This window comes from Kandleria vitulina DSM 20405 (genome assembly GCF_000702065.1).
GTDB lineage: Bacteria > Bacillota_I > Bacilli_A > Erysipelotrichales > Coprobacillaceae > Kandleria > Kandleria vitulina.
Map to the genome: position 1 here is coordinate 31,958 of NZ_JNKN01000009.1, position 12,429 is coordinate 44,386.

The window sequence follows — 12,429 nt, forward strand, 5'->3', positions numbered from 1 at the left end:
TCAACTCCCAATTTTTTGTTTAATTTTTGACATAAATCTATATGGAATAAAAATAGTATTATATAACATAGTTCCCATTTTTTTACCATATTTATCATTCATCTTTTTTAATAGTTTAGCCCTCTTTATTTCCTCTTTATGTAACCATGAACCATCAAAGTGATGAATAGATACAGTATTTTTAGTGATTAAAAGTTCTTTCCCATAGCCTCCCTTAGGATTCATATAATCTGATGGATATATTGCTATTCCGTTTTTTTCTTCATATGTATTATTTAAGGAAAAGCCATTTTCTATTAATACTTTACTATTAACTATGGGACACGATATTGTATTTAGCTTGTTTTTATTACTTGTAAAATCTATATTATTATAGTCATCCAACATTTCTTTAATTATTTTATGTTTAGGGATAGCACCAAAACCTAGCCCAGTAGCAATTTTTCCTTCAGATTCAATACCGAAAAACACATCATTATTAATCAGTTTTTCAAATGATTTTATTACTTCAACATCAGTATCAAAATACAATCCACCATAATTATAAATAATATATAATCTTGCAACGTCAGTGAAGAAGGCGTATTTTTTAGCTTCATATGCGTCATGAGAAAATTTATTAATATTAATATTTAGATTTGATTCATTCCATTCTATTATCTCATAATCAGGGAAATACTTTTTCCAACTATCAATACATTTTTTTGCAATTGGAGGTAATGGAGCACCTCCAAACCAACAATAATGAATTTTTTTAGGTATATTATTCATAATTCTAATCACCTTCATATACATCTTTAATGATTTTTAAATATTTTTCTAAACTATTAATTTCTTTAAATCTACTAATAGAATTATTTGAATAATAACTATAATTTTTTTTATTTAAAATTAGTAAAATGTTATCGGCTAGTTCTTCATCTATGTCAGATAAAAAACCATTATATCCATTCTCAACAATATTAAGTAAACCATCAACAGGAGTAGCAACAATTGGTTTTCCAAAGCACTGTGCTTCCAAAGCGCACATTGGAGTGCCTTCGTATAATGATGTCATAATCAATATTTTAGAATTTTTTAATATGGGATAAGGGTTTGCTAAAAAACCAAAAAAAGTAATATTTGATTTAAACACTGATTTATTAACAATATTGGTTATTTTCAATCTATCCTCACCATCCCCCACGATTGCAACTGATATTTTATTATTTTTCTCGTATAATAATTCAATTATTTTAATTAAACGTTCAGGATTTTTAGGATAACCAATTCTACCTAAGAATACAACATCAAATTCTTTATCTATTTTTGATTCATTTGCTTTTAATTGTATATTCTTATCATCTATAACATTTGGCAATATAATACTCTTATTCATAACTTTTTTATGAAAATAATAACCATCTATTGAACTTTTCGATACCCATATAAATTTACTTATTCTTTTTGAGCAATAATTAAATAAAATTGTTTTTATATTTATCGTATTCATAATTTTATTATTTCCGTGAATATGAGATATAATCATACATCTACTGCTAAAAAAAGAAGAGATAACAGTTGCTTTATTATCATGAGCATGAATTATATCCGGTTTGTATTTATTAATAATTTTTTTTAGGTCATTAATTGAAATATTATTAATTGGAATATAATTAATTCCGTATGTCTTTAAATTATTTTCTATTGTGCCATTTGGTGAGCAATAGTATAATTCATAGTCATCTTTTATATTATTAATTATTGTGCAAGCAACATTCTCAGCACCAGAATAAAAATTACTTGACAGCAAATGAATAACTACTTTTTTTCTAAAATATATCTTTTTAATCTGTAATTGAATATTATCTAACAAATAATTATTTATTTCCTTTTTACTATAAAGTCCAAATCTTTTATAATCATTTTTAGCCAAATAAATCTTTTCAATAGATTCAACTAAAGATTTTTTATCATCAATATTAATTAAAAAGCCATTTTTATTATCTTTAATCAAATCTTTTTGTCCTCTACAATTTGTTGCTATAATTGGCAATCCAACATACATTGCTTCTATAACATTTAATGGTAATCCTTCTCTATATGAAGTAGCAAGTGCAAGATCTGAAATCTTTAACAATTTTGGGATGTCTTTTCTATATCCCAAAAAAATAATATTATTATCTAACTTCTTATCCTTAACAAGTTTTTGATAATACCCATTATATGAATCGACACCTGGAAGCAACACTTTAATATTTGAATACTTTTGTACTAATTGTTCCATTGCATTAATAATTAACAATTGATTTTTATTTTTGTTTAATTCAGCAGGATAAATCATTACAAAATCATTTTCTTTTAATCCTATTGATTCTTTCAATTCTTTTTTTTCTTTATCAGTCATTTCAAAATTAAATTTTTTCTCATCTATTCCAACACCAGGAACATATTGAATATCTTTGCATCTTCTAGAAAATTTATTTTTTGCAAGTTCATAATCTTCGACGTTTATAGTTATTAAAGTATCTGTAAATTTAGATAAATACCATTCAACTGGATAAAAAATTATCCAATTTTTAATTGAAGCTCCTTTAAAGAAATGAAAACCATGTGCTGTATAAATAACCCTAGTATTATATTTTTTTCTTGATTTGTTTGCAGCAATTCTTGTAACAACAGAACCCATTGGAGTATGAGTATGTATAATATCAAATTTTTCTTTTTCACATATTTTTTTTAATTGTTTAATTGCTTTTAAATTGTTGATTTTTATTGGACTTCTCTCAAAAGACACAACATGTTTAACATCACAATATGGTATTTTTTCATTTCCATTAGTAGCAACATGCACTTCATACCCATTTTCTTTAAACATCTTTAAAAAAGGTAAATGGAATTGTAATATGTGTGAATCAACAGTAGCAGTAAATAAAACTTTTTTCATACTATTTACTCACCTCCATTTGCTTATTATTATTTTTTAAATCATCTAATTCTTTCTTTATCGTATTCTTACCAGCGTCTGCTCCGTGGCCAGTAAACACTGTCTTTATTGTTAAAAAAATTATTTTAATATCTTGATATAAAGAATAATCTCTAATATATTCTAAGTCATAATTAATTTTATCAAATATTGAGATATTATTTCTTCCCATCGCTTGAGCTAAACCTGTTAAGCCCGGTCTAACTGCATATCTTCTTCTCTGTTCTTCATTCATGTTGTCATAATAGTCTGTAATCCATGGTCTAGTACCGATGAACGACATCTTTCCAATTGCAATTGAAAATAACTGTGGTAGCTCGTCCAAACTCGTCTTACGTAAGATTTTTCCAATTTTTGTATGCTCATCAGCTTTACTAAAATCATGAACATCATTTTTTTCTACCATAGTTCTAAATTTATATATATAAAAGTTTTTACCATGTTTTCCTGTTCTTTCTTGTTTAAATAAAACTGGTCCTTTGCTATCTAACTTAATTGCAATAGCAATTATTATCATTAATGGTGATGCAACCATTAATCCAAATATAGCTAAAAGACGATCAAACATAAATTTAATTCCAGCAAATACAACTATCAATGCTTGTGAATAAATTTTTCTGTGAATAACATTTCCATTTAAAGTAACGTAAGTTTCAACAATATTTTCGTTCATAACCCTACATCCATTCCTTATGACAAAACCAAAAATGTTTTTGTGTACCTAACCAGTTTGCCCCTAATAAAAAATATCACCTAAGTGACTATCTTGTTATATTTTACACTTATTTTACATTTTCAACAACCATTTGGACGTATTTTCTTGCTCAAACGTTTTTATATTACAAAAATGGTTAACCCCCTCTTTCAAAGAGTGTAGTATCATGCCATAAAAAACAAATAATTCAATACTTTATCATTAAAATATCCAACATTTTAGAGACAACGTATCCTTGCATATCATAAAAAGTATTTTTTTAATAGGATGGTAACACAAATCCATATATAACATTACTATCAACAGAATACTTTTTAGCTCTGCAACCATCGTCAGTAGAGTTACCTTCAATTGTGTAAATGTATCCATTTTCACTCTTTTCCACTATACCAACATGGTTTGGTTTTCCATCTACTTCCCAGTCAAAGAATATAATATCTCCAGGTCATGGAAAATATCCTCTACTTTGCCATTGCCCTCTAGATTTAAACCATTCTATTCCAGTAGCAACTCCAGCAAATTTTGGAATCTTATCATTTAGTACTCCTGCTTGATTTGCAGTCCAACTTACAAAAACTGCACACCATTCAATTCTGTGATCAAATCCGTACCATCTCCAATAAGGTTCTCTTCCTATATTTCCTACTTACTACTTGGCTATTTCTACTATCTGCTTATTCCCATTCAAAGATCCATATTTTAAGTTTCTCCATAGAGAATCATATTTGTCACTTAATAGTTCATTGACACTTGCTATTTCAGTTTGACTAAAACCTAGATCTTTCATAACTTCTTCTTTGCTTTTGCTTGTAATCTTTATTTTTAATATAGTTTTATATTTTCCGTCTTCAATTGATACTTTCTCAGTAGAATATTGTATTGAATTAAATTTCTAAAAAATCTCTTTTATGTATTTTTCATTCAAATCATCTATTTGCTGCATTAAAGATTTATATTCTCTTAAATATTTCAAGTCAAATAGCCCCATAAAATCACCTACTTTTCATTTTTATATCACAATATTTATTATTTCAAAAACACCTGTGAAAAGGTATCTAAAGTGAATTTTTGATGATTTTTCGCAATTTTTTAGCAAAGAAAAAACTCGCGTTTTCCCTTATTTTATCGGCTCTATAATAAAAGTGGATCGTGAGGAATGCGCTGACTTCAAACCTGCATATGATCTTTATCAGGAGTTCCTGGACATACTGCATCTCCCGCAGAGCGACTACAAGGAAGCATTGAACAACTGGATAGACAAATGCATCGACGGTGAGTGCAAGGCATTCAGTGCATCAGCCAAGAACTTCAGGAAGAACTGGTTCCTGGCCATACTGAGATCTTTGACGTACACTGCATACTACAGAAGAAATGGAATCACATACAGGACATCATTCAACAACGGCTTTTGCGAATCACAGAACAACAAGGTTAAACTGGTCAAAAGAAATGCATTCGGCTATAAGTACTTCATAAATCTGAGAAAGAGAATCCTTCTTCATTTAGGCTTCAGATACACTCTTAATTTTGAAGAAACAAAAAAGGGATAAATGATTTCAAAAATCATTTACCCCCACTCTTGAAATTAATCCATAATATCTATTACGATAATTATTACGATAATACATATAAATCTTCTCAATTATTAATAAATACTTAATCTATTTCATTGCAGTATCCTGATTTACATCAATACCTTCAGTGCTATCCTTAACAAATAAAATCTTAACAGTCGCAAAAATAATTCTAAGATCTTCTAATAATGAAGGTTTAGCAATATACATTAAGTCCATTAATAACTTATCATATGGTTCAGTATTATACTTACCATATACCTGTGCATAACCTGTAAGACCTGCTTTACACTGCAGACGCAATCTAAATTCAGGAATAGTTTCATAATACTCTTCAGCTATTTCTGGTCTTTCAGGTCTAGGTCCAACAATTGTCATATCACCCTTAAGAATATTAATTAACTGAGGCAATTCATCAAATCTAATCGCTCTAATGACTCTCCCTACCTTAGTAATACGAGGATCATTTTCTCCTGCAGAAAGTACTGCTTTACCATTACTTTCTGCATTAACTCTCATGGATCTGAACTTTAACACCTTAAACTTCTTTCCGTTTTGAGTTAATCTTACTTGCTTATAGAATACTGGTCCACCATCAGACTTAACAAATATAGCTACAATAATCATTACTGGTGAAAGAATGATTATACCTAATAAAGAAGCAATAATATCTATTAGTCTCTTTACAATTAAATACTCAATTTTAGGGTTATATTTTGTAACTCTAAAGATAGGTAAATGGAAGAAATGCATACTTTCTGCAGACATCATAAGTGTATCCCCAATTCTTGGAATAACAAAACATAAAATATTATTCTGCACACAATATTTCATAATTTCATTTCTATCTTTTGAATGTACGTCTACAAAGAAGACTGTATCAATGCCTTCAAGCATATCTTCATGATTATGTAATATTTCATCAATTTTAATAATCTTTAAGATAGTAAACTTAGAATCCATGTAGAACTCTGAAAGCTTATGAGATACTTCTCTCTCATTACCAATGATTATTGCGGATTTTCTTTTTTCATAGATCTTGAAATATATTTTTTGTGCTAGCCAAGACCAAATAATGGATACAAAGAATTGTCCGATTAGACACATAATTAATGGAATTGGATTGACTGTATACTCTCTTACCAAGAGAATAATCAATAGATACATAAAAAATAATGAAATAGAAGCTGATAACATCTGACTATATACTAATTCAGAAAACTTAGAATAAGATATCATCAATCCATCATAGACTTGCACTAATACTATATAAAGTAACATAAAAATGAATACAACATAATAATTACCTTTATAAAAGAATGGATCAGTTAATCTCCATGAAAAACATTTAAACCACACGATACTAAAGAGATATGTCATCAACAAAATATTAATCAGCTTGATAATTCTGATAAAGGTAACTTTTCTTTTCTTTTCCTTCATAAACTATTTTCTTCCCTATATAATAAAAAAGTTTCTAAGAAAACTTAGAAACTATCTCTAATCCTACTTTAACTGTAGTCACTGTATTAAACAATTCTACATCAATAAATGCTAACCGTTTATGTCGATCAATCTTCTTAATAAAACCTTCATATCCCTTTAATGGGCCACTTTCTACAATAATGTGATCTCCCTCGATAATACCCTTAGACATTTTAATTAAATGTTCCTCAGAATACTTAAGAAGATGAAGCACTTCTTCTTTATAAATAGGATAAATATCATCCTTACCTATTAACTTAGTAAATTCAGGTATCCTCTTTAACTGAATAAAAAGATCATCTAAATGATCAGTAACCACAAACAAATAACCAGGAAACATCACTTTCTTCTCTTTATGCCATCTCCCATGATATTTCTTCATATATTCATAATGAATAACAACACACTCATTAAGAATAGATTTAGAAATCATAGTTTCACACTTATTGGCAATACGCTCTTCCTGTCCAGTCATCACCTGTAGTACATACCAGTTCTCATACATAAGAACACCTCCAAAAAGGCATGCTTCGCCACTTCACTTTCATAGTGAATCCTTATAGATATGACATGTTTTATCTTTAAACGCGACAAAGCGACGATTTATCGAAATAAACAATTTGTTAGTTAGAATAACATTTTTCTACATCTTTAATATACTACGTTTAGATATTATAGTCAAATTTAAGTAATATTATAGTTAAGGAAAAAGCGGTAACATTTCGCTATATTTTACATTTTCCTAATATTTTCATTATTTAAAATAAAGAATAATCATCCCCCCTATTCTTAACTTTTTTGAATTATTAAGCAACCATTCGGTTGTATATTTATGAAATTAACTAATTATTGACTTTTTATTATTTTCTATTATATAGATACCTATACCTTTCTTTTATTTGATAAAGATATAATTAAAAAATATTTCTAACCTGTGAATTATTTACATTTATATGACCCTGATTAATTATATTCAAATTAAGGAGGAAATTATTATGAAAAGTATCATGAAGATAGCTTTATCAGTTCTTTTTGCATTCACATTAATGTCTGGTATTGACAAAGCTACTAAGCAGCAAGTGTCAACACCAGTGATAGTTAATGTGTCTGCAAAGAAAAAGAAAGCAAAGAAGGTCTATTATGCAAAAAAAAGCAAGAAGTACCACAGTACTAAGTCTTGCCGTAGTCTTAAACGTTCTAAGAAGCTTTATTCTACTTCTTTAGCTAATGCTAAAAAGAAGAAATTAAAAGCATGTAAAATTTGTTATTAGTAAACGGATAGAATTTCTATCCGTTTTTCAATAGAAAAGATCGGCATACGCCGATCAAAAGGGCTCAATTTCAATAATGAGCTGATCCCCTTTAATGATTCCTTTAGACATCTCAATAAGATGTTTATCAGAATACTTAAGAAGATGAAGCACTTCTTCCTTATAGATAGGAAAGATTTCACTTTCACCAAGTAACTTGGTGAAATCAGGAATCTTCTTTAGATTGACATATAACTCATCAACCTTATTTGTAACCATAAACAGATAACCAGGAAATAAAACTTTCTCTTCCTTGTGCCATCTTCCTTGTTACTTCTTCATATGTTCATAATGCAAGACTACACATTCTTCTAGAATATCTTTAGAAATAAGTGACTGACATTTATCAGCTATCACTTGTTCCTGTCCAGTTCTCATACATTCCTATTCCCCCAAAAGGCATGCTTCGCCACTTCGCTTTTTTAAAAGCGAATCATTTAAATATGACATGTTTTATCTTTAAACGCGACAAAGCGACGATTTATCAATCAAACAATTTTTACAAAATTTTGACTTTTTGATATTTCTACTATATTACATTTTGTGTTGTAAAACAATTTTATTTTACGTAAATATAACTCTTAAATCGCCCTTCACCGTATTTTAAACGCTTACACATCTAATTATCCTAAATACAGAATTATTAATAGTTCATCATAAAATCATCATATTTTAATAAATATGTTAGCTTTAAAATAGAAAATAGAGATTATTTCGATAATCTCTATTTCAAATGTAAGTCTTTTATCATTTTATTTTTTTTCTTATAATTTTTATATCCGTCTACTACAGTAGAGATTCCTCTACTGTTTCTCACTTGTCTTATGTAATAAATAATCTGATAGATCCATGCAAATGGTCTTAATACAATGTATTTCTCTGATGCTTTCCAATTAACTCTGCCACACCTATGTAGATTTCTGAAAACATGAAATGGTTGTGAATACAATTTTATAACCATTTCTGCTTTAGTTATATCTATACTCTTTCTACCGAAATTCCCATAACTTGTCACGCTTTGAAATATATATTGTTCTAAGTCCTTATCGCAATCCAAATCATGATAAGCGAATCCGAAATAATCTATACATATTTGAATACACACTTCCGCAAACTTACGAAGATTGACTTTTTCACTATATTTTAAGAATTCTTCGATATCATTTATATGCTTTATACATTCATAAAAATCAATAAGCTGTCGATATCCTACACCACTATTTTTAAAATGCTGCAAGATATGCTTCAATAATACCAATCCATTAATCAATGGTGGTAAACACGGAAATGTATGTTCATTAATAGAATGATACTCACATTGATCAATACCTTCATAGATCATCTGATCTAAAAGATTTTTTTCTTTGGTACGTTCACCATATGTAAAATAATTGTGTAACTCAATTATAATGTTTTCATTTGTCTTATAACTAATATGACGATCATTTTTATACAAATCATCCTTAAACTTATAGTTTTTCTGCTTGTCATAAACAAGTACATAATGTCTACTTAGTAACTCATAAGCTTTATTGAAATCCTCTGGCTTAACAATAATATCTATATCACCCATAGTACGATATTCTGGATGAGGATAGTACATAGCTGCAGCTGCACCTTTTAATATAACAAGGGGAATGTCTGCATTTTTAAACAGTACTAACATTTGTGTTTGTGCGTGAAGCAGCTGATAGCTATGAGCTATATTTTGAAAACAAAGCCTCTTATATTCCTTAAGTTCTTCTGATTTTAAGAGGTTGCTTTCTACAATGTTTTTATAAGGAAGACAAAAAACGGTATGATTTTTTAATTCTTCTAATGTTTCATTCCAATGAGGAAGTTCTTCTATTTGTTCATTGTTTAATGCTTTTGATAATAATGTTAATACATTCTTATCTACTTCGTTCATAGTTTTTTACCTCCTTATTCTTCTTAGGAGTGATTTCATATAAAGAATCATTATTCTAATATATAGAAAGTCACACCATAAATGTACATAAATCTGATAAATCTTATTTGTTTGATCTATTCTTTTTCCGTCTCTGATCACCGCTTCTAAAACCCCAATAATTTGCTGATCAGTAATGCCATATTCTTTATGGACGCAGTGATCTCCTATAATCACGTAGTCATTCTTTCTGACTTTGATGATACGATGCAATATGTATCTGTTTCCTATCCTATAAAGGACCACATCATATTTTTTGCATCTCTCTTTTCCTTTCTTATTTATAAGCATGATGTCCTTATTCTGGCGAATGAGAGGCATCATGCTTACTCCTACATTTGTAAAGGCAATGTGTCCATGTTTTTGTAGTTCTTCTTCGAATGTAGATTTCATTGCATACCCTCGTAGGCGACTTTCGCCGCATCTTCTCGTGTATTGCACTCTAATTTATACAGTGGCACTTTGGTGCCTAATTCTTTTAGAAGAAACATGGTTTTTTCCATCTTGTCAATATCAGTCGGACGGTAACATTGCTTTAGTAGTGCAGGGAAGGCTTGGGTGAATGTGAGGCGGTGTATGTTGTTGTGGGGGGAGCGTTCGAGTAGGCAGATGGCTTTGAGGGGGACGTTTATATTGGTGCTGATATGGTGTTTGCCATCCCAGGGTGTCCCATAGATGATAACTTGGTTTTCTTCAATCTTAATCAAGGGCTTATCATCATTAATCATTACCGCTCTTTCTTTAAAGAGCTTTCTCCATAACCTAGTATGTGTGCTTTTGCCTGTGCCGCTCTTGGCGGTGAAGAGGTACCCCTCTTCATCCACGGCAATAGCACTTCCATGAAACAAAAGAATATCTTGAGAAAGCAGCTCTTCGACAAGCTTGCGGTACACCGCAAGTGTCTCTAAATAACTATCGGAGAATATACGAATAGGATTTCCTTCATAAAGATCTTCTTCTTTTGATTTCATTCGCTCATAGTCGATATCACTTGGCATAGTTGTAATAATAAACTGCGGCACTCCATCACACCTATAATCAGAACACAGATCATGCACTTCCTGATAAAGAGAATCAATCTCTACAAGAGTATCCGCAATTCTATAGATTCCTTTGATCACGGAATAAGCACACCTTCATGTAATAATGTATTAAAGAAAGACTCCAGCATCTTCCCTATTTCATCCTTACTAGAATCCGGATACTTTTCCATCATGGCCGCATGAACCTTTTCTGGTGTTGTATCTTCTTCTAGTAATGAAAAGATCTCTACGCCTATATCATTTAGACGAATTACACCATGCAATTGATCCTTTTCATCACCTACTGGTACAGCGACAATCTCATCTCCCATATCCACAATCTTAAACTGATATCTTAACTTCATTTTCTTCATCCTCCTCAAAACGCATTGAATCCACGCATCCTCTCACTACGATTCCTATAAGTAAACTTGTAATAAACGCCACAATAGAAACTAATGGAGCGAGATAATAATAGTAACGAGATAACAAATTTCTAATCATCAACAAATAAATGATTCCACATATTTGATGAAAAGCATAAACGTATTTCACATAATGTCTCGCATTACTGATTAAATAGTTATCTTTGTACATAGGTTGCTGTCCCCAGTCTTCTCTCATAATGACATAACCACATAGCACACACGCCAATAACCCATTCCCTATCATATGGCCTGTATAAATGAGATTGTTGCTTTTAGATAATGCTTGTATTTCTACTACAGTTAACCAGACTGAAACAGGGATAAATGTTAAATAAATCTCCATCCTATGTTTAACAAAATACTTTCTGTTTCTGCCAATGATTCTTCCTAGCAGAAGATAAGGGAGTGATCTTGTTATCACGGTTGAAGGAATATGAGTATAGCCTAAGAAATTGAAATGAATGATATTTGCTAGTTCACCTGTTAAAACAGCTATAATAAGACAAATCAAACATATGATGTAGTCATACTTCAAAAGATCCAGCTTTTTAAGTATATAAATTGCGACATAGCCATAAAGGAGACATTGAATAAACCAGAACGTATCTCCAATTGGTAAGAACCAGGCGTTCAATGCAACAAACTGGAAGATCATTCTTTTAGAAGTCATGAAAGCTTTCATGACTTCTAAAAATGATTGTTTTCTTAATGCAAGATAAACAATATTAAGAAGTAAATAAAAGAAAAATAATGTTAATGCCATTATGCCTGTGCGACGTATTGCTGCTTTTATTTTTTGTTCAATATGGTGATTATGACGTAAGACAAGAAAACCAGAGAGAATAAAGAAACAAATATAGGCAAAACCACTAATGATTTTTAAATAAGCGCCTAGCTGTCCTGGAAATGAGAAAGTATTTACACAGACAAAGATCATAAGAACCCATCTTAGTATATCAATATAGTAATAACGTCTTCTCAT

Annotated in this window: 14 protein-coding genes and 1 pseudogene; 2 read left to right on the plus strand and 13 right to left on the minus strand. The window is 29.9% G+C overall.

The features are described from left to right. The 5 genes from T513_RS0104110 to T513_RS12415 all read right to left on the minus strand — a co-directional run bounded on the left by T513_RS0104110 (position 1) and on the right by T513_RS12415 (position 4,467). Complete coding sequence (locus T513_RS0104110) at positions 1-771, minus strand: glycosyltransferase family 32 protein (RefSeq protein WP_031589063.1); 771 nt, start codon at positions 769-771, stop codon at positions 1-3. 4 nt (positions 772-775) lie between these two features. Then, positions 776-2,926, minus strand: coding sequence for a glycosyltransferase (locus tag T513_RS11925; RefSeq protein ID WP_080703106.1), 2,151 nt, complete (start codon positions 2,924-2,926; stop codon positions 776-778). A 1-nt stretch (position 2,927) separates the two neighbouring features. Further along, positions 2,928-3,638, minus strand: a complete 711-nt coding sequence (locus T513_RS0104120; protein WP_080703107.1) for a sugar transferase — start codon at positions 3,636-3,638, stop codon at positions 2,928-2,930. A gap of 301 nt (positions 3,639-3,939) precedes the next feature. Continuing rightward, positions 3,940-4,116, minus strand: coding sequence for a CHAP domain-containing protein (locus T513_RS12650; RefSeq protein WP_201783589.1), 177 nt, complete (start codon positions 4,114-4,116; stop codon positions 3,940-3,942). Between the two features lie 213 nt (positions 4,117-4,329). Further along, positions 4,330-4,467 (minus strand): hypothetical protein, encoded by a 138-nt coding sequence (locus tag T513_RS12415; protein ID WP_201783587.1) that lies wholly within the window; start codon positions 4,465-4,467, stop codon positions 4,330-4,332. Positions 4,468-4,822: 355 nt separating this feature from the next. Here T513_RS12415 and T513_RS11930 point away from each other — a divergent pair, with 355 nt between their 5' ends. After that, on the plus strand, positions 4,823-5,230 hold the full coding sequence (locus tag T513_RS11930) for a transposase (RefSeq protein WP_162176420.1): 408 nt from the start codon (positions 4,823-4,825) through the stop codon (positions 5,228-5,230). Between the two features lie 111 nt (positions 5,231-5,341). Here T513_RS11930 and T513_RS0104135 read toward each other — a convergent pair whose 3' ends face one another. Next, positions 5,342-6,697, minus strand: a complete 1,356-nt coding sequence (locus T513_RS0104135) for an exopolysaccharide biosynthesis polyprenyl glycosylphosphotransferase (protein WP_031589068.1) — start codon at positions 6,695-6,697, stop codon at positions 5,342-5,344. A gap of 34 nt (positions 6,698-6,731) precedes the next feature. Further along, positions 6,732-7,244: an antiterminator LoaP gene (loaP, locus tag T513_RS0104140; RefSeq protein ID WP_031589069.1), complete on the minus strand. Its 513-nt coding sequence runs from the start codon at positions 7,242-7,244 to the stop codon at positions 6,732-6,734. 490 nt (positions 7,245-7,734) lie between these two features. On the opposite strand from loaP, the gene T513_RS0104145 reads away from it, so the two are divergent. Then, positions 7,735-8,010 (plus strand): hypothetical protein, encoded by a 276-nt coding sequence (locus tag T513_RS0104145; RefSeq protein WP_031589070.1) that lies wholly within the window; start codon positions 7,735-7,737, stop codon positions 8,008-8,010. 54 nt (positions 8,011-8,064) lie between these two features. Here T513_RS0104145 and T513_RS11690 read toward each other — a convergent pair. The 6 genes and pseudogenes from T513_RS11690 to T513_RS0104175 form a co-directional block, all read right to left on the minus strand. Beyond that, positions 8,065-8,295, minus strand: a pseudogene (locus T513_RS11690) (transcription termination/antitermination NusG family protein); the annotation flags it as partial. Between the two features lie 478 nt (positions 8,296-8,773). After that, complete coding sequence (locus tag T513_RS0104155; protein ID WP_031589071.1) at positions 8,774-9,958, minus strand: nucleotidyltransferase family protein; 1,185 nt, start codon at positions 9,956-9,958, stop codon at positions 8,774-8,776. Positions 9,959-9,964: 6 nt separating this feature from the next. Then, positions 9,965-10,390: a S24/S26 family peptidase gene (locus T513_RS0104160; protein WP_031589072.1), complete on the minus strand. Its 426-nt coding sequence runs from the start codon at positions 10,388-10,390 to the stop codon at positions 9,965-9,967. After that, entirely contained in the window at positions 10,387-11,118 is a 732-nt protein-coding gene (locus T513_RS0104165) for a hypothetical protein (protein ID WP_031589074.1), read from the minus strand. Before T513_RS0104165 ends, T513_RS0104160 begins: the two co-directional genes overlap by 4 nt. Then, complete coding sequence (locus T513_RS0104170; protein ID WP_031589076.1) at positions 11,115-11,384, minus strand: PqqD family protein; 270 nt, start codon at positions 11,382-11,384, stop codon at positions 11,115-11,117. Before T513_RS0104170 ends, T513_RS0104165 begins: the two co-directional genes overlap by 4 nt. After that, positions 11,362-12,429: an acyltransferase family protein gene (locus tag T513_RS0104175; protein WP_031589077.1), complete on the minus strand. Its 1,068-nt coding sequence runs from the start codon at positions 12,427-12,429 to the stop codon at positions 11,362-11,364. The genes T513_RS0104170 and T513_RS0104175 overlap by 23 nt, the downstream gene beginning before the upstream one ends.